At 65.4% G+C, this 17,968-nt stretch carries 12 protein-coding genes and 1 tRNA gene; 2 read left to right on the forward strand and 11 right to left on the reverse strand.

Features of this window, described 5'->3' with window-relative positions; genetic code table 11:
- Nucleotides 1-5: 5 nt before the first annotated feature.
- The 5 genes from K2Y42_RS16100 to K2Y42_RS16120 all read right to left on the reverse strand — a co-directional run bounded on the left by K2Y42_RS16100 (nucleotide 6) and on the right by K2Y42_RS16120 (nucleotide 7,841).
- Nucleotides 6-6,200 (reverse strand): HAMP domain-containing protein, encoded by a 6,195-nt coding sequence (locus tag K2Y42_RS16100; protein ID WP_366512419.1) that lies wholly within the window; start codon nucleotides 6,198-6,200, stop codon nucleotides 6-8.
- Nucleotides 6,201-6,385: 185 nt separating this feature from the next.
- The gene (locus K2Y42_RS16105; protein ID WP_291154322.1) at nucleotides 6,386-6,661 is read right to left on the reverse strand and encodes a DUF5985 family protein; all 276 of its coding nucleotides are present in this window, start codon (nucleotides 6,659-6,661) and stop codon (nucleotides 6,386-6,388) included.
- Nucleotides 6,658-6,918, reverse strand: a complete 261-nt coding sequence (locus tag K2Y42_RS16110; protein ID WP_291154324.1) for a DUF5985 family protein — start codon at nucleotides 6,916-6,918, stop codon at nucleotides 6,658-6,660. Before K2Y42_RS16110 ends, K2Y42_RS16105 begins: the two co-directional genes overlap by 4 nt.
- Nucleotides 6,915-7,322 carry a hypothetical protein gene (locus tag K2Y42_RS16115; protein WP_291154328.1) on the reverse strand — a complete coding sequence of 136 codons (408 nt, stop codon included), beginning with the start codon at nucleotides 7,320-7,322 and terminating at the stop codon, nucleotides 6,915-6,917. Before K2Y42_RS16115 ends, K2Y42_RS16110 begins: the two co-directional genes overlap by 4 nt.
- A 442-nt stretch (nucleotides 7,323-7,764) precedes the next feature.
- Nucleotides 7,765-7,841 (reverse strand) — tRNA-Met (locus K2Y42_RS16120).
- A gap of 331 nt (nucleotides 7,842-8,172) precedes the next feature.
- Here K2Y42_RS16120 and pabB point away from each other — a divergent pair.
- Nucleotides 8,173-10,029, forward strand: a complete 1,857-nt coding sequence (gene pabB / locus K2Y42_RS16125) for an aminodeoxychorismate synthase component I (protein ID WP_291154331.1) — start codon at nucleotides 8,173-8,175, stop codon at nucleotides 10,027-10,029.
- A gap of 240 nt (nucleotides 10,030-10,269) precedes the next feature.
- On the opposite strand, the gene K2Y42_RS16130 is transcribed toward pabB, so the two are convergent.
- From K2Y42_RS16130 to K2Y42_RS16150, 5 genes are all read right to left on the reverse strand, one after another.
- Entirely contained in the window at nucleotides 10,270-10,476 is a 207-nt protein-coding gene (locus K2Y42_RS16130; protein WP_291154332.1) for a hypothetical protein, read from the reverse strand.
- A gap of 115 nt (nucleotides 10,477-10,591) precedes the next feature.
- Nucleotides 10,592-10,768, reverse strand: a complete 177-nt coding sequence (locus tag K2Y42_RS16135; protein ID WP_291154334.1) for a hypothetical protein — start codon at nucleotides 10,766-10,768, stop codon at nucleotides 10,592-10,594.
- Between the two features lie 210 nt (nucleotides 10,769-10,978).
- Nucleotides 10,979-12,772, reverse strand: a complete 1,794-nt coding sequence (gene mutL / locus K2Y42_RS16140; protein WP_291154335.1) for a DNA mismatch repair endonuclease MutL — start codon at nucleotides 12,770-12,772, stop codon at nucleotides 10,979-10,981.
- A gap of 133 nt (nucleotides 12,773-12,905) precedes the next feature.
- Complete coding sequence (locus K2Y42_RS16145) at nucleotides 12,906-13,325, reverse strand: hypothetical protein (protein WP_291154336.1); 420 nt, start codon at nucleotides 13,323-13,325, stop codon at nucleotides 12,906-12,908.
- 1 nt (nucleotide 13,326) lies between these two features.
- Nucleotides 13,327-14,616, reverse strand: a complete 1,290-nt coding sequence (locus tag K2Y42_RS16150; RefSeq protein WP_291154337.1) for a DUF2541 domain-containing protein — start codon at nucleotides 14,614-14,616, stop codon at nucleotides 13,327-13,329.
- Nucleotides 14,617-14,797: 181 nt separating this feature from the next.
- Here K2Y42_RS16150 and K2Y42_RS16155 point away from each other — a divergent pair, with 181 nt between their 5' ends.
- On the forward strand, nucleotides 14,798-16,189 hold the full coding sequence (locus tag K2Y42_RS16155; protein ID WP_291154338.1) for an FAD-linked oxidase C-terminal domain-containing protein: 1,392 nt from the start codon (nucleotides 14,798-14,800) through the stop codon (nucleotides 16,187-16,189).
- A 348-nt stretch (nucleotides 16,190-16,537) separates the two neighbouring features.
- Here the strand turns inward: K2Y42_RS16155 and K2Y42_RS16160 are convergent, their stop codons facing one another.
- On the reverse strand, nucleotides 16,538-17,920 hold the full coding sequence (locus K2Y42_RS16160; RefSeq protein WP_291154340.1) for a thermonuclease family protein: 1,383 nt from the start codon (nucleotides 17,918-17,920) through the stop codon (nucleotides 16,538-16,540).
- Nucleotides 17,921-17,968 lie beyond the last annotated feature (48 nt).

Consider the following 17,968-nt stretch of genomic DNA (forward strand, 5'->3'; position numbering starts at 1 on the left):
CTCTCCTACCGATGCAGCCACATGCGCAACGCGGCCAGCAACTGCTCGGTGTTGACCGGCTTGGCGAGGTAGTCGGATGCTCCGGCTTCGAGGCATTTTTCGCGATCCCCCTTCATGGCCTTGGCCGTGAGCGCAATGATCGGCAGGCGCCGCCAGTGGGCTTCGGAGCGGATCGCCTGCATGGTTTCATAGCCGTCCATCTCGGGCATCATGATGTCCATGAGGACGATGGAGATATTCGGTGTTTGTTCCAGGCTGGCGAGGGCTTCTCTGCCTGTGGTTGCGGTCAGAACGTTCATGCGACGCCGTTCAAGAACGCTTGAAAGTGCAAAGATATTCCGGGCGTCGTCGTCGACCAGCAGCACCGTCTTGCCGACGAGCGCGTCATCGGAGACGTGCAGGCGCTCCAGCATGCGCTGCTTTTCGACCGGCAGATCGCCGACGACGCGATGCAGGAACAGGGCGGTTTCGTCCAGCAGACGCTCCGGCGATTCGACGCCTTTGACGATGACACTGCGGGCCATGGTGTGGAGACGGGCGTCTTCCTCTGCGGAGAGCTCGCGGCCCGTGAACACCACGACCGGCACATCGCTCAGCGCAGGGTCTGCGCCCAGCGTTTCCAGGACATCGAAGCCGGACATGTCCGGCAGCTTCAGGTCAAGGACGACGCAGTCGACGGGATTGGCGCGCATATAGGCGATCGCTTCGGCGCCGGCGGATGCGGTTTGGATTTCGATATCGGAATGCCCCAGCAGCGCGTTGATCCCCATCTGTTCGGCCGGATTGTCTTCCACCACGAGCAGGCGCTTGCGGCTGGCGGTCGAAAAATCCTTGATGCGCGTCAGCGCGTCGCGGATGGCCTCGGTGGTCGTTGGTTTCGTGACGAATGCGAATGCGCCTTGAGCAAGCCCGTGCTGGCGATCCTCGTCGAGGGTGACCAGTTGCACGGGAATGTGGCGCGTTGCGGGATTCTGCTTGAGCTGGCTCAGCACGCTCCAACCCAGCATGTCTGGCAGGAAGACATCGAGGGAAATGGCATTCGGATTGTGCTCGTTGGCGAGGGCCAGCGCTTCTGAGCCCCGCTGGGCGACGACGGCCTTGAATCCCTCATTGCGCGCGAGGTCCAGCATGATCCGGGCGTATTGGGGATCGTCCTCGACGATGAGCAGGAGGAAATCGCCGGGATGCAGGTCTTCGCGGTCGTCGGCGATGTGCTCGACGGCGCGCTCCTGGCGCGGGGCGGGGAGGGGATCGTAGCGCAGGCGCAGGCGGCCCGGATCGAGTTCCGTGACGACGTTCGGCGCGGCATAGCGCTGCGGAAGATAGAGCGTGAACGTGCTGCCCGTGCCGGGCGTGCTCTTGAGCTGGATTTCGCCGCCGAGAAGCGTGGCCAGCTCGCGGCTGATGGCAAGGCCGAGGCCGGTGCCACCGTACTTGCGGCTCGTGCCGGCGTCGGCCTGCTGGAATGCCTCGAAGATGATTTTCTGCTTGTCGGGCGGGATGCCGATGCCGGTGTCCGAGACTTCGAACGCGATCACGGAGGGCGCTGTGGAGAGCGTCTTGTTCTCCGGGCTCCAGCCGCTCGCAGCCGGCGCGACAGTGAGGCGGATGCCACCCTGCTCGGTGAACTTGAACGCATTCGACAGCAGATTTTTCAACACCTGCTGCACGCGCTTGGCGTCCGTATAGATGCCGCGGCCGAGGTTTGCATCGAGGTCGAGCGCGAAAGAGAGGCGACGGTTGTCGGCTTCGTGGCGGAAGGGCCGTGCAACCGCTTCGAGAAGGTTCAGCAGGAACAGCTCCTCGGCATCGACCGACACGGTGCCGGATTCGATCTTCGACAGATCGAGGATGTCGCTGATGAGGTTCAGAAGGTCGGTGCCGGCGGCATGGATGGTGCGCGCGAACTCCACCTGCTTGTCGGTGAGGTTGCGATCCACATTGTCGCTGAGCTGCTGGCCGAGGATGAGGATGCTGTTGAGCGGCGTGCGCAGCTCGTGGGACATGTTGGCCAGGAATTCGGATTTGTACTTCGACGTGAGCGCAAGCTCTGTGGCCTTTTCTTCCAGCGCGCGGCGGGCGTGCTCGATTTCCTGGTTCTTGGCTTCCACCTCGACGTTGCGCTCGGCGAGCTGCTGGGCCTTCTGGCCGAGCTGCTCGTTGGTTGTCTGAAGCTCTTTCTGCTGCAACTGAAGTTCCTTGGCGAGCTCCTGGCTCTGCTTCAGCAGCGACTCGGTCTGCATGGTGGCTTCGATACTGTTGAGCACGATGCCGATGCTGTCGGTGAGCTGCTCCAGGAACGTGAGATGCGCCTTGTCGAACTCGTAGAGCGAGGCGATGGCAAGCACGGCCTTGAGCTGCTCTTCGAAGATGATCGGCAGGACGACGATGCTGCGCGGCGGGGCTTCCATCATCACGGATCCGACGGGGGCGGTGTCTTCCGGGATGTCGGTCACGAGGATGCGGCGCTTCTCGACGGCGCACTGGCCGATGAAGCCCTTTCCGACCTCGATGGACGTCGGGTAGCTGCGATCGGGATGGTCTGCGTAGCGTCCGAGCAGGCGGAGCTTGGGATCGTCGTCGAAGCCCATCTGATAGATGACGCCCTGATGGCCGCGCACGAGCGGGACCAGCTCGGACAGCAGGCGGCTGCCGACGGTGGCGAGATCGCGCTGGCCCTGGAGCATACCGGTGAAGCGCGCGAGGTTGGTCTTGAGCCAGTCCTGGTCTGTGTTGCGATCGGTCGTCAGGCGGAGATTGCCGATCATCGTGTTGATGTAGTCTTTAAGTTCGGCGACCTCGCCGCGCGCGTCGACCTGAATGGACCGCGTCAGGTCGCCCTTGGTCACGGCGGTCGCGACCTCGGCGATGGCGCGCACCTGGTTGGTCAGGTTGTCGGCGAGCAGGTTCACGTTGCCCGTGAGATCCTTCCAGGTGCCGGCGGCGCCGGGCACGTTGGCCTGGCCACCGAGGCGCCCTTCGACGCCGACTTCGCGCGCCACGGTGGTCACCTGATCGGCGAACAGCGCCAGCGTGTCGGTCATGTCGTTGATGGTCTCGGCGAGGGCCGCCACCTCACCCTTGGAGTTCACGGTCAGCCGCTGCTTGAGGTCGCCGCCGGCGACGGCGTTCACGACCTTGACGATGCCGCGCACCTGCTCGGTGAGGTTGGCGGCCATGACGTTCACGGTGTCGGTGAGGTCTTTCCACGTGCCGGCGACGCCGGGCACCTGCGCCTGTCCGCCGAGCTTGCCTTCCGTGCCCACTTCGCGCGCGACGCGCGTCACTTCCGAGGCGAAGGCGTTGAGCTGGTCCACCATCGTGTTGATGGTGTTCTTCAGCTCCAGGATCTCGCCCTTCACGTCGACGGTGATCTTGCGCGAGAGGTCGCCGCGGGCCACGGCGGTCGTCACCTCGGCGATGTTGCGCACCTGAGCCGTGAGGTTGCCGGCCATCGAGTTGACGCTGTCGGTGAGGTCTTTCCAGGTTCCGGCGACGACGCCCGGGACGACGGCCTGTCCGCCGAGGCGTCCTTCGGTGCCGACTTCGCGGGCCACGCGCGTCACCTCGGCGGCGAACGAACGGAGCTGCTCGACCATCGTGTTCAGCGTTTCCTTGAGCGAGAGGATCTCGCCGCGGACGTCCACCGAGATCTTCTTCGACAGGTCGCCGCCGGCAATGGCGGTGGCGACCTCGGCGATGTTGCGCACCTGGGCGGTGAGGTTCGAAGCCATGAAGTTGACGTTGTCGGTGAGGTCCTTCCAGGTGCCGGCGACGCCGGGCACCTGGGCTTGGCCGCCGAGCTTGCCTTCCGTGCCGACCTCGCGCGCGACGCGCGTCACCTCGCCGGCAAAGGCGTTGAGCTGATCCACCATCGTGTTGATGGTCGCTTTCAGCTCGAGAATTTCGCCGCGCACGTCGACGGTGATCTTGCGCGAGAGGTCGCCTCTCGCGACGGCGGTGGTCACGTCGGCGATGTTGCGGACCTGCGTCGTGAGGTTAGCGGCCAGCAGATTGACGTTGTCGGTGAGGTCCTTCCAGGTGCCTGCGACGCCCGGCACGTTGGCCTGGCCGCCGAGGCGGCCTTCGGTGCCGACCTCGCGCGCGACGCGCGTCACCTCGCCCGCAAAGCGGTTGAGCTGATCGACCATCGTGTTCAGCGTTTCCTTGAGCTGCAGGATCTCGCCGCGCACGTCGACCGTGATCTTGCGCGACAGGTCGCCGTTGGCGATGGCGGTCGCCACGTCGGCAATGTTGCGTACCTGGTTGGTGAGGTTGCTCGCCATTGAGTTGACGCTGTCGGTGAGGTCTTTCCACGTTCCGGCGACGCCGGGCACCTGGGCCTGTCCGCCGAGCTTGCCTTCGGTGCCGACCTCGCGCGCGACGCGCGTCACCTCGGCGGCGAAGGCGTTGAGCTGGTCCACCATCGTGTTGATGGTTTCGGCGAGCTGCAGGATTTCGCCGCTGACGTTGACGGTGATCTTTTTCGACAAGTCACCAAGCGCCACGGCGGTCGCGACCTCGGCGATGTTTCGGACCTGACCGGTAAGGTTCGAGGCCATCGAGTTGACGCTGTCGGTGAGGTCTTTCCAGGTGCCGGCGACGCCGCGCACGACGGCCTGTCCGCCGAGCTTGCCTTCGGTGCCGACCTCGCGCGCCACGCGCGTCACTTCTCCGGCGAATGCGTTGAGCTGATCGACCATCGTGTTGATGGTCTCTTTCAGCTCGAGCACCTCGCCGCGCACGTCGACTGCGATCTTCTTCGACAAGTCGCCGCCGGCAATGGCGGTCGCGACTTCAGCGATGTTGCGGACCTGCGTCGTGAGGTTCGAGGCCATGGAGTTGACGCTGTCGGTCAAGTCTTTCCAGGTGCCGGCGACGCCGCGCACGTCGGCCTGTCCGCCAAGACGGCCTTCGGTGCCGACTTCTCGGGCGACGCGCGTGACCTCGAAGGCGAAGGCGTTCAACTGATCGACCATCGTGTTGATGGTCTCTTTCAATTGCAGGATTTCACCGCTGACGTTGACGGTGATTTTTTTCGAGAGGTCGCCGCCCGCGATGGCCGTTGCAACTTCGGCGATGTTGCGGACCTGGTTGGTGAGGTTGCCGGCCATCGAGTTGACGTTGTCGGTGAGGTCCTTCCAGGTGCCTGCGACGCCCGGCACCTGGGCCTGTCCGCCGAGGCGGCCTTCGGTGCCGACCTCGCGCGCCACGCGCGTCACTTCGGATGCGAAGGAGTTGAGCTGATCGACCATCGTGTTGATGGTGTTCTTGAGCTCGAGAATTTCGCCCTTCACGTCGACGGTGATCTTGCGGGAGAGGTCGCCACGGGCCACGGCGGTCGTGACTTCGGCGATGTTGCGGACCTGCGTCGTGAGATTGGCGGCGAGCAGGTTGACGTTGTCGGTCAGATCCTTCCAGGTGCCGGCGACACCCGGCACGACGGCCTGTCCGCCGAGGCGGCCTTCGGTGCCGACCTCGCGGGCCACACGTGTCACTTCGGCCGCGAACGAGCGCAACTGGTCGACCATCGTGTTGATGGCTTCCTTGAGCTGCAGAATCTCGCCGCGCACGTCAACGGTGATCTTCTTCGAGAGGTCGCCGTTGGCGACGGCGATGGTCACGTCGGCGATGTTGCGCACCTGGGCCGTCAGGTTCGAGGCCATCGAGTTGACGCTTTCGGTCAGGTCTTTCCAGACACCCGTCACCTCGCTCACCTGCGCCTGGCCGCCAAGCTTGCCGTCGGTGCCCACTTCGCGCGCGACGCGCGTCACCTCGGACGTGAACACCGAGAGCTGCTTGATCATCGTGTTGACGATGGTGGCGGAACGCAGGAACTCGCCAGCCAGCGGGCGGCCGTCCACGTCGAGTCGCATGGTTTGCAGAAGGTCGCCCTGGGCGACGGCACGGATCGTGCGCGTGACTTCCGTGGTGGGCCAGAGCAGATCGTCGATGAGCGAATTGATGGACGTTTCCATCTCGCCCCAGGAGCCGGCGGTCGAGCCGATGCGCACGCGCTGTTTGGTCATGCCCTCGCGGCCGACGACCTGCCCGACCTGATCGAACTGCTGGGCCATGCGCTGATTGGTGGCGACGATGTCGTTGAACGTGTCGGCGGCGCGACCCCAGAGATCGGGCCAATCGCCCGGCAGGCGGACCGAAAAATCACCTTCGCGCATCGCTCGGAGCGCGAAGAGCATTTCTGCGACGTGGTTGTCGCCGCCCTTGCCGTTCGGGAGCGAGGCGTCCGGCAGCTCATCCGGGGAAACGGGCGTATCCACTACGAGATCGTTCATTTGATGCTCCGGACGACATACAGGTCGGTTGGTCAGTGCAAAGGTCTCGCGGGGGCGGGCTAGTGCTCGTCCCGGGTATTAAGCAGGCGCTATTTTCGTCGGCTGGGTCTGTTCTTGAGAACGATTGCGCAAATGATGAGGCAGAAGGTGAGGAGGCGCATCAGGTAGTAGAACGGCTCGTGCTCTTTCGAGACCTGCGTCAATCCCAGGATGAAGCGGCCAATGGAGTCGACGCCGAACGCGATGGCGAAGAAGAGGAAGAACACGTCGTGTGTCTGGCGCCAGAAACGCAGGAAGAAGAGCGCGGCCAGAAAGGATGCCATCGCCACCGCGCCGAGCAGGACTGAATCGACCGGATCGTTCATTCCGTGTCCCATACCAAGCCGTAGAGGAGGATCATCATCGCGACGAGCGCGGTGGACGTGCGCCAATAGGAGAAATCGACATCGGGAAAGACGACCTTGTCGAGCACGAGGAGCGCGTTGTTGAGCGTCAATCCCGCAAAGCACAGGCCGCTCCAGAGCAGCAGGCGATAGCCGCCCGCGCGATAGGCCTGGAGCAACAGCACGGTGCAGAGAAGCGCCGTCAGGGCACACAGGGTGTAAATCGTGGCAACGATCATCCCCGGTCCTTTCTCAGCTTGAACGCGTTGGCGAACTCGCGAATTCGGCGCGGCTTGCCGTGAATGATGTTCGTGACCGCGATCAGATTTTCCGCATAGGTCTCGGCGAGGCGTTCCACCATGCGTTCCGTTTCGGGTGGGCAGGAAAAGCGGTAGGTGCCGTCGCCGCACGTGAGAAGTCCGTCGGCGCATAGGTTCTCGAGGATTTCGAGCGTCTCCTGCTCGGAGATGTAAAGGCGCCGCGATATGGACGCGACATCCCAAGTTTGGTTTCGGACTTCGGGCCGGGTTTCGGAGACATGACGGCGCAGGAGCAGCAGGGCCTCAATTTGAGCGATCGAGTCGATGTGCCGAACGATGAAAGTCTGCAGATCGTGCGGGATCGGGCTATCCGGCATCGCCACCTTTCGCTTCCACCTCGATCGACATTGCGCGCGCGGAAAGCTTGAGAGGCCTACACGCGGCGATGGAGCAGACAGAATTCGAGCATGCAGCCTCGTGAGCCGCACGCCCGGGCGGGCGCGGCGAACGCGACGATTGGCACAAGCGTCCCCCGTCACAGGCGGTCGACCGGCTGGATGTCCGTTCGGATGAGCAACCGTGGCGCTCGCGCGTGACTAGCTTTGCTCAACACCGAAGTCGCGGTTCGGTTCCACCGGGTCCGCATTTTTTGCGGGGCGTGGCCGGGGATGCCGTCGCGGGGCGGCGACTGCTTCACGCACAACAGGGCGGCGGGCCTGATGCCGTGGGCCGCGCATAGGAATTTTCAGAGATTGGCTTCGAGAGACCGGTTCGGAGAGATTTTCCGGCTGCGGCCTTCGCATCACGTGCGGAAGGCGATGGTGTTGGTTGCGGGAGTAGGATTTGAACCTACGACCTTCAGGTTATGAGCCTGACGAGCTACCGGGCTGCTCCATCCCGCGATACCGACACATACTGACGCGACACGGCTTTCCGCGAGGGAAGCCCTTGTCACGTCTCGAACGATCCGGCCAACGGCTTGATCTTGAGGGCCGCGCGATCCTCAACCGAGGATCAGGCCCGTTCGATGCCGCCCCGGAGGCGGCTTGGCGTGGTCTATAGCATGATTTTCCGGTTTGTGAAGTCCTAAGCCCGCGTCACTCTTGTCTCTCGTCCTGTGCGGTTTTAACCCGGGATGTGCCACCAGCCCTGAACTTTGGTGTAAGCTCGGCTTCGGGCGCGCTCGTCGGCCCGATTTGGCCCACAAGAATTCGAAACGAGACTTCGCACGCAATGGCACCTGCCGATCGCCTTCGGGCCGATACCACCGGTGAAAGACCTGCCGGTGCGTCACTTGAAGAGACATTCGTTCTCCTGGACAACAGCTCCGGCCGGGGAGCGCCCTCCCTGCTGTTCACGCATCCGACCGAGATCGTTTCGGCCTGGACGCCCGAGGAGGTGCCGGCGGCCCTGGCGCGGCTCGAAGCCGCCGCCGACGCCGGCCTGCATGCGGCGGGCTTTTTTGCCTATGAGCTCGGCTATGTGCTCGAGCCCAAGCTGATGGAGCTGATGCCGGAGGGCCGGAACGTCCCGTTGCTGTGGTTTGGTCTCTACAAGAGCCCCCGCGTCATGAAGGAGGCGGAGGTCGACCACTGGCTGGCCACGCACACCCGCAGCGGATCCTACCAATTCACGTCCGTGACGCGGGCCTGGGACCAGACCGAGTATGAGCAGAAGTTTTCGGCCGTGCAGGACAAGATCCGCGCCGGCGACATTTATCAGCTCAACCTGACGTTCAAGGCGCGCTTCCGCCTCGAAGGATCGCCGCTGACGTTCTATCGCGACATGCGCCAGCGCCAGCGCGTCGCCTATGCCGGGATCGTCGACACGGGCGACGTGACGGTGCTGTCGGCCAGCCCGGAGCTGTTCATCGAAAAGCACGGGCCTGTCGTTTCGACACGGCCGATGAAGGGCACCGCGCCGCGCGCGGGCACGCCGGAGGCGGACGCCGATCAGCGCCGCGTGCTGTCGAGCGACATCAAGCAGCGTGCCGAAAACCTGATGATCGTGGACCTGATGCGCAACGACCTGGGGCGCATTGCGGAGGTCGGCAGCGTCAACGTCACAGATCTCTTCACGGTCGAGACGTTCCGGACGTTGCACCAGATGACCTCGGGCGTGACCGCGACCTTGAAGGATGGGCTCGGCCTCGCCGATCTGATCCGCGCCATTTTCCCGCCGGGGTCGGTGATCGGCGCGCCCAAGATCCGGGCCATGGAGCTGATCCGCGACTATGAAACGGAGCCGCGCGGCGTCTATTGCGGGGCGATCGGGCACATCACGCCCACGGGCGAGGCGCTGTTCAACGTCGCGATCCGCACGCCGGTCGTGTTTCGCGACGGGCGCGGCGAAATGGGGATCGGTTCAGGCGTCGTGTACGACTCGGTCGGCGCCAAGGAGTACGCCGAGTGCCTGCTCAAGATGAAGTTCCTGACCGACCCGCCGAAGCGTTTCGAGCTGATCGAAACGATCCTGCATGACGCGGGCACCGGATACTGGCTGCTGGAGGGCCATCTCAAGCGGCTTACCGCGTCGGCGGCCTACTTCGGCTATGCGTTCGATGAGGGGGCGGCGCGGGACGCTCTCGCGGCGGCGGTGGCTGGCCGGCAGGGCGAGCGCCTCCGGGTGCGCCTGCTTCTGGCCGAGGACGGCACCCTCAGCATCTCCGTAACCGAACAGGCGCCGCAACGCCCCGAAGCCGTGATGCGCTATGTGATTTCCGATACGCGCCTCGACAGCACGAACGCGTTCCTGTTCCACAAGACCACGCGCCGCGAACTCTACGATCGCGAGTGGCAGCACTATGCGGACACCCAGGGCTCCGACGAGGTTCTCTATCTCAACGAGCGGGGCGAGGTGGCGGAGGGAAGCCGGACCAACGTGTTCATCGAAAAGAACGGGCGGCTGCTGACCCCGCCGCTGTCGTCTGGATTGCTGCCGGGCGTGCTTCGCGCCGAGCTGATCGCCCAGGGCCGGGCGCACGAGGCCGTGCTGACACTCGACGACCTCGCGGGCGCGGACGCCGTGTTCGTTGGGAATTCCGTGCGAGGTTTGGTGAAGGCCGAGGCGCTGGGCCAAGGAGCTGCGTGAGGGCGGCGGGGGGTGGCCGATGCCGACCCGGGCTCGCCGCCTGGGGGCCGCCAAGCCCGGCAAATGCCGTTTGCCGGGGAAGGGCCAGCGTATCAGGGGTGGCGGGCCGGGCAGGGGCATGAGTTCATGGTGAACGGCGCTTTACCGTTCAGGGCTCGCCCTCATTACTTTTTAAGGGCTCCGCGCTCATTGCCCTTCAGGGCCTCGCCATATGGCCAGGCCCTGTCGGCGGGAAAGCGCTTAGTTGGCTTGGTTCTGGATACCGGCCTGCGGGGCCTGGATCGACGCGGTCTCAGCGCTGCTGCGATGGAACGCGGCAATCAGAAACGTCACGCCTGCGAGCGTGAGGGCGACGGCAAGGCCGATCTCACGGGCGCATTTGCGAGCGCGATCGGCGAATTGTCCATGCTGCATCTTGCGTATCATCATGACCGTTAACTTGCGCATGTCAGCCTATCGAATCCAGCGCACCGAACGACGCGCGTCAGAAGCGCACAGCAGACAAGGCCCAGCGTTTGAACGACGCAATCCTGCCATTTTCGATACGCTTCGGGCGGCCCCGTTAAAGGCCGCGCATGACGCATCCGAAGATGAGCACGAGCTGCGCAACCAGAATAACCCAAAATTCTTGACCTGAAATGTACGGAATTGACGCACTGAACATCACGCTGACCAGGGCCAGCACCGTGAGGATCACCGAGAGCATGTAGGTCAGGATGCCTGGGGACTTGAGAACCATCGCGTCGATCTCCTAAATCCTAAACGTAAATATTGCTGCACAAGCCGCGCGCGACTCGTCCGAATTCGCGAGTCACGCGATGCGCTTATAGCAGCCGAGCCCTGGGCCAGCAGGGGCATCGCGGCAACACACAGAAATGAGAAGTGGGCGGTTCGGGCCAGCCGGCGAAACCTGTGCATCACGGGCAATCGGAGCTTGATTTTCCGGGGTCTACTTGCGGCCGAACAGGCGCTCGATGTCGCCAAGCTTGAGCTCGACGTAGGTCGGCCGGCCGTGATTGCATTGGCCGGAAAAGGGCGTCGCTTCCATGTCCCGAAGCAGGGCGTTCATCTCCGCGGCCGTCAGGCGGCGGCCGGCCCGGACGCTGCCATGACAGGCCATGCGCGAGGCGACCGCTTCGAGGCGGTCGCGCAGGGGCGTGGCGGTGCCCTCCGCCATCAGGTCGGCGGCCAGATCCTTAACGAGGCCGTCGACGGAGGTGGTGCCGAGCAGCGCCGGGACCTCGCGCACGGCGACGGCGCCCGGCCCGAAGCGCTCCAATACAACTCCAAGCTCGGCCAGTTCGCCGGCCTTTTCGTCGAGCGCCAGGGCTTCGTCCTCGCCCACCTCGATGACGGCCGGAATAAGCAGGCCCTGGCGCGCGATGCCGCCGTTTGCCAGCATGCGCTTCAGGCGTTCGTAGACGAGGCGCTCGTGGGCGGCGTGCTGGTCGACGATGACGACGGACGTTTCCGTCTGGGCGACGATGTAGGTTTCGTGCAGTTGGGCGCGGGCCGCGCCGAGCGGGAAGTGTGTCGGGCTCGGCGAGGCCGGCTCGTCGTCATCGTGGGCGCCGGAGTTGGCCGTTGGCGTGTCCAGGCCGTCGAGCGGGGCCTGATGCGGTTCGGCCAGGCCGGCCGGCGCTGGAGACCATGGGCGGGGCGTCGGATACGGAGCGGGCTGGCGCGCGCTTGCGCTGCTGGCCAGTGTTTCGAGGGTGCGGGCGCCGCCCTGCGCACTGGCGCGGAAGCCTGCCGCTTCGATGGCATGCCGCAGCGCGCCGATGAGCAGGCTGCGCACGGTGGCGCTGTTCTGGAAGCGGACTTCGACCTTGGCGGGATGGACGTTGACGTCGACCTCGGACGGGTCGACCTCGACGAACAGCGCCAGAAGGGGATGCCGTCCGCGCGGCACTAGGTCACCGTAGGCGGCGCGGACTGCGCCAAGCACGAGCTTGTCACGGACGGGGCGGCCGTTGACGAACAGGAACTGCAGGGCGGCGTCCGGGCGGTGCAGCGTGGGGAGGCCCGCGAAACCGCGCACGGAAATGCCGTCGCGCTCTCCGGATACAGGTACGGCGTCGCGCAGGAACTCTGCGCCCATGATGCGCCCGAGCCGCTGCAGCATGCCGTCGGCCGTGTCCGAAGTCTGAGGCAGGCGCAGGCCGACACGCTCCCCCATGGTGAGCGAAAAGCCGACGGCGGGGTGCGCCATGGCGAGCCGCTTGACGGTTTCGGAAACGGCGAGGTTTTCCGAGCGCTCGGACTTCAGGAACTTGAGGCGGGCGGGGGTGGCTGAGAACAGCTCGCGCACCTCGATGCGGGTGCCGGGATTGAGGGCCGCGGGCTTGATGGGCTGCTTAGCGCCGCGGTCGACGATGATTTCCAGGGCGTCGCGCGCGCCGCGTGGGCGGGACGCAATCGAGAGGTGGGCGATGGCGCCGATCGACGGCAACGCCTCGCCGCGAAAGCCCAGCGTGCGGATTGCCAACAGGTCGTCGCTGTCGAGCTTCGAGGTGGCGTGGCGCTCGACGCACAGCGAAAGGTCGTCGGCGTGCATGCCGATGCCGTCGTCGGTGACGCGGATGAGGGAGAGGCCGCCCGCCGCCGTTACGATCTCGATTTCGCGTGCGCCGGCATCGAGCGCGTTCTCGACCAGCTCCTTGACGACGCTGGCCGGCCGCTCCACCACCTCGCCGGCGGCGATGCGGTTGATGGTTTCGGCGCTGAGCTGGCGAATGGCCATCGCGGAGGTGAACCTGGGTTTGGGTGAGGGAGCGGTCGCAATCCGCGACTCGCTTGCAGGCCCTAGAGTAGCCGCCCCGCGCCGCCATCGGAAGAGGAGCCCCGGGGGCGCAACGGCCCAATTCTGCTGCGCTTTATCGCGGATTGCGCTGTTCCACCGCGCCCTGAAGCTGGAGCATCGTTTCGCCGTCGCGCAGGCCGGGCTTCTTACTCACGAGCACGCGCGCGATGGCCCGGCCCGGGTCGATCGCAATGGCGGCACTCTGGTGGCCTGGGGCGAGGCTTTCCTGCGTCATAACCCGGTGATGCGTGCCGTCCGTGAACTCGATCTCGACCGCGGCGAGGGTGATGGCGAGGCTTCCGGAACGGATGCGAAGGGCGGACGCATGGGCCTGCGTTGGCGCGATCGTGAAGACCACGAGGTCGGTGCGGTTGTTGGTGCGGACCTGGCCCAGGATTTCGAGCGCGGCTGACGCCGCGAAGCCGGAGCCCGCGGCACACAGCAGGATGCCGATTGCGGAGAGGGCACTCCGAAGCGCGCCGCCTGCGCCCACGTCAGTGCTGTCCCCAGATCTGGACCACGGCGGGTCGACCGTCGAGCGCGCTTTTCAATCCCTTGCCGAGATCGAACCGCGAGCGGTAGTGCGCTTCGATGGATTTGATCGACAGGTTTCCGGCTTTGAGCTCAATGGGACCATAGGCTTTGCCGGGATCGACGCGCTCGGAAATTTCGAACACCTCGTCGGGGCCGCCCGCGAACCTGACGCGGATTTCCTTGAGCGTGATGGCGCGGTCGAGGGCTTCGATGCGCAGGCGCGAGAAGCCGCCTTCGTTTTCGCCCACGGAAATGATGTCGCGATCGAACCCGGTGAAGCCTGCCGTTTGCGCGCCGAGCAGCACCCAGCCCTGATGGAACGAGCGGCCTTCGCCATGTAGGCCGAGCCAGTCTCTCGCGTACTCGCCCGTCACTTCGACGCGCGCCTTGGTGTGATTGCCGGGATGGGCGCGATACGTCAGCTCGATGTCGCGGATGAAGCGGTTGCCGTCGATGGGCAGCCAGTTGGAATGCGTGTTTTCCTTGATGTCGGCGTCGATGTCGAACTGTTGCGAGCTGCCGTCCTCGAACGACACCTTCAGCGCGTTGACGTGCACGTCGCTGCCCAGCACCCTGAGGCGGATGCGATTGAACTTGCCGATGTCGCGGCCGATCTTGATGACGTCGCGGTCGATGCCGAAGCCGACGCTCTGATAGCCGAACATGACGTCGTTGGGATCGGGCGCGGTGGCCTGCGTGCTCGTTTCGCGCGGGGCTTCCGGTGCGGGGGCCGTTGCGGGCGCAGGAGCAGGTGATGGCGCTGGTGCTGGGACAGGTGCCTCTGGGCGCGGCGGCGGTGTCGCGTTCGCTACGGGCGTGCCGCGTTTGCGCTGGGCGCCGTCCTCCGTCTGGATGCCGAGGATGTCGACGGCCACGCGGCCCTGTCCCTTGCCGGCGACGATGTCGATGCTGTCGATGAAGCTGTCGGCGGGCGTCTCGTTAATGGGCGCGCTCTGCTCGCCCTTCTTAAGCGAGACCGGATTGCGCTCTTTGAAGATTGCGCCACCGGCATACACGATCTGCATGCGCTCGATGGCGACTGGCCCGGACCTGGCGCGGACGCGGATGCCGCGAAACGCACCCTTCGCCTGGCTGACATCGATGGAGTGGCCGCTGCCTGCGAGGTCGATCTCGCCCTTGCCGATGACAACCAGCACGCCTTCGGCGCGTGCTGCCGATAGCGCGCCGGCCATCCCGAGAAGGCCAGCGATCCCGAGGATCGCCACCGCCAGACCCAACTTGCGCGACATTCGACGCTCCCGCCTGTGAGACCAATCTCGCTTATGAGACCCAATTCCGGATTGAAGTCATATCCCAGGTGAATGACGACTGAAACGGCTTGCGCGGCGCGCGATACATCTTGCGCGGGGTGCGCTGGCCGCCACATTGTCGGCGGACCAGTTTTACGCGAGACGTTTGCCGCGAGCGCCCATGTCCCAATCCCGAGACCTAACGTCCGCCCTCAGCGATTTGAGGGCTCTCCTGGGCGACCGCGTCGCTACCGGGGAGGCCATCCGCGCACAGCATGCCAATACGGTGAGCTGGCACGCAGCGGAGTTGCCGGACGCGGTGGTGTGGCCGCTCTCGACCGAGGACGTCGTTGGGATCGTTGCCGTGGCGCGGCGCCATGGCGTGCCACTCGTGCCGTTCGGGGCGGGCACGTCGCTCGAGGGACAGGTGAATGCTCCGCTCGGCGGCATCTCCGTCGATTTTTCGCGCATGACCCGCATCCTGGCCGTCGAGCCACGCGATCTCGATTGCACGGTCGAACCCGGCGTGACGCGGCCGATGCTGAACGCGTACATCCGCGATCTCGGCCTGTTCTTTTCCGTCGATCCCGGTGCGGCCGGCGCGACGCTCGGCGGAATGGCCGCGACGCGCGCGTCGGGCACCAACGCCATGCGCTACGGCACCATGCGCGAGACCGTTGTTTCGCTGAAGGCCGTCATGGCCAACGGCGACGTCATCTCGACGGGCGGCCGGGCGCGGAAGTCTGCGGCGGGGCTCGACCTGACGCGCCTCATCGTCGGGTCGGAGGGGACGCTCGGGCTGATCACGGAGCTCACGCTCAAGCTGCATCCGATCCCGGCGCGCATCATCGCGGCGGCGTGTCCGTTCTCTTCGCTGGCCGGGGCGTGCGAAGCCGTCATAGAGGCCAACGAAACCGGCCTGATGCTGGCGCGTGTGGAACTGCTCGATGCGCTGCAGATGCGCGCCATCAACGCCTATTCGAAGCTCGCGATGGATGAAGCGCCGCATCTGTTCGTCGAAATCTCGGGTGGCGACGCGGCGGCCGACGAGCAGCTCGAGGCCTTCCGCGAGATCGCGCTTCGGCATGGCGCGCTGCGGTTCGACTGGGCCAAGGACGAGGCGGATCGCGCGAGGCTCTGGCGGGCGCGCCACGATGCCTATTGGGCCGTGCAGGCGATGTGGCCGGGAAAGACGCTGAGCGCGAGCGATGTCTGCGTGCCGATCTCGCGGCTGGCCGAATGCGTGACGGAAACGGTGGCAGATTTCGAGGCCGCGGGCCTGATCGCGCCGGTCGTGGGCCACGTGGGGGACGGGAATTTCCACGTCATCCCCGTCGTGGATGCGACAGATCCCGAGGCGCTGGGCCGGGTGAGGGGGGCGTTCGACCGCCTTGTCGACCGCGCGCTGGCGATGGGCGGCACCTCGACCGGGGAGCACGGCGTGGGGCAGGGAAAGATGGCCTACCTGGAGCGGGAGTTCGGCCCGGGCGCCGTCGCGGCGATGGCCGCCATCAAGAAGGCCTTGGATCCGCTGGGTATTTTGAACCCTGCAAAGATGATCAAAGCACCCTGAAGTTGCGGAGCGCCGCTGGGCGGCTGCAAGTACTGAACGACTTCTTACGCTGCCAACTTATAGTTCTTCATATTTGTTAGTCTAAATCTTAAGCACATCTCGTAAGCCGCCAAGGCTTCGCTTGCAAATTGCCGTGCGTTGGAGTGAAATCAAACCTGCGAACGTGACGCCGTCCCACCTATCCCCCCTAGGGGCGTCACAGTTCTTCAGCCCGCGACCTCCCCCCGGTCGCGGGCTTCCCATTTTCAGGGCGCGAAACTTCATAATGCGCATGCTGATTAAATCCCTGTCCTGAGCCTCGGGATGGGCGCGCTGCCTCGTCAATGACACGGCTTCAACGGCACGACGTCATGACGTTGAATCGCGGCTCCAGCCGGCTTCCTCGGCTTCCTGCTCGCTGCAGAACCAGCGCTCGCCGCGTGAGGCCTTGAGCTTGATGCCATCGTAGCCCGACGCCCACGGCAGAACGTACGTGCGTGCGCCAGAGCGAATGCGGCCCTTGATGGGGCAGCCGTCGGGCGCGGATTTCTTGGCCGCCTCCCATCGCTTGTCGCGATAGTCCTGGGGCCGGTCTGCGTCGCCGGACCAGAGGCCGATCTTCTGGTCCTGGGCCTCGCTCTCGATGCCCGAATAGCGGCTCAGAAATCCCCCGCTCGAAAAAACGCTGCCCTTCCTGACCAGCTCTTCGGCTACGTCGTTGCCTTCGACGTAGCAGCGCGCGCGTTTACCCGTGGCGGAGTCATCGAGCACATCGCACGAGACGCGGCGGTTGCGGACCAGGGCCGCGAGCGTGTCCTTCGAGGCGGCGCCGCAACGCCATGATCCGCTCTTGCGCGTGCATTGCTGGGCGGGCTCGGGTGCTTCGATGCCGTCGAGGGTGAGGAGGCTGCCGGCAATGCGCAACCTGTCGCCGGTGACGGCAACGGCCCGGCCTTCCAGTTTTGAGGGATCGACGTCGGGAAGCGCGCTGGTGGTTGCCGACGGCGACCAACGGGCCGACGACAGGGGCAGGACGTACCAAATGCCGGCTGCGGCGCAGAGAGCGGCGACAGAAGCCACAACGACGCGCGCATTCGGTCTCAGAATCTCCGGCCGGCTCGCGAGCGCGTCGCGGCTTTTTGCGCCGAGACGGGTCAGCAGGCTGTCGCGGTCGCGCAACGTCGGCGCGCGGCGGGGATCGCGGAGCACGGCAATCAGGAGAAGCGTGGCGGTTACGGCCGAAACGACGGCCGCAAGGGTTGCGTCCGCGTCGAAGCCGAAGCTCCACGTGCGATAGGCCGCGCCGAGGCCGGTGAGAAGAGCGACGGCGGCGAGCGCCATCCTGGCTCGGGGCTGGCCAAGGAACGAAAAGAGTGGGTCGAGTAGGGGTGCGAGCGGTTGGCCGGCGCGCTGGCCCAGGCTTCCCGCGCGCTCGGCGAGTGCGCCTGTCGCGGCCGCCGTCCAGCGTGCGGCGCTGGCCGCGCCGGAGGCTGCGCCGTGGCCGGCACGGCCGCCCCAGGCCGCCAGCGTTCCGGCTGCCGAACGGCCATGCTGCCAGACGGCGCTTGCCGCCTTACGGCTTCCCGAGACACTGGCCTCGACGCTGCGCTTGCCGGCCTTCTTGACGTTTGCCGCGGCGGCGCCCTGGACGTCCTTCAGGCGCTGGCGGCGATGCTCGCGGCGCACAAGGATCGTCGTGCGCACGTAGTCGCGCCACTCGAAGCCTTCGTTCCGTTTTTTCCACCAGAACAAGAAAACTCCTTCGCGTATCTGCTGATCGTGTTCGAGGGCGGGCGGAGG

This window comes from Hyphomicrobium sp. (assembly GCF_019744875.1).
GTDB lineage: Bacteria > Pseudomonadota > Alphaproteobacteria > Rhizobiales > Hyphomicrobiaceae > Hyphomicrobium_C.

Excerpts from the sequence above, each read along its gene's own strand:
- K2Y42_RS16100 (WP_366512419.1), bottom strand. The coding sequence starts at position 6,200 with ATGCTCTTCGCGCTCCGAGCGATGCGCGAAGGTGATTTTTCGGTCCGC.
- K2Y42_RS16105 (WP_291154322.1), bottom strand. The coding sequence starts at position 6,661 with ATGAACGATCCGGTCGATTCAGTCCTGCTCGGCGCGGTGGCGATGGCA.
- K2Y42_RS16110 (WP_291154324.1), bottom strand. The coding sequence starts at position 6,918 with ATGATCGTTGCCACGATTTACACCCTGTGTGCCCTGACGGCGCTTCTC.
- pabB (WP_291154331.1), top strand. The coding sequence starts at position 8,173 with ATGGCACCTGCCGATCGCCTTCGGGCCGATACCACCGGTGAAAGACCT.
- K2Y42_RS16130 (WP_291154332.1), bottom strand. The coding sequence starts at position 10,476 with ATGCGCAAGTTAACGGTCATGATGATACGCAAGATGCAGCATGGACAA.
- K2Y42_RS16135 (WP_291154334.1), bottom strand. The coding sequence starts at position 10,768 with ATGGTTCTCAAGTCCCCAGGCATCCTGACCTACATGCTCTCGGTGATC.
- mutL (WP_291154335.1), bottom strand. The coding sequence starts at position 12,772 with ATGGCCATTCGCCAGCTCAGCGCCGAAACCATCAACCGCATCGCCGCC.
- K2Y42_RS16150 (WP_291154337.1), bottom strand. The coding sequence starts at position 14,616 with ATGTCGCGCAAGTTGGGTCTGGCGGTGGCGATCCTCGGGATCGCTGGC.
- K2Y42_RS16155 (WP_291154338.1), top strand. The coding sequence starts at position 14,798 with ATGTCCCAATCCCGAGACCTAACGTCCGCCCTCAGCGATTTGAGGGCT.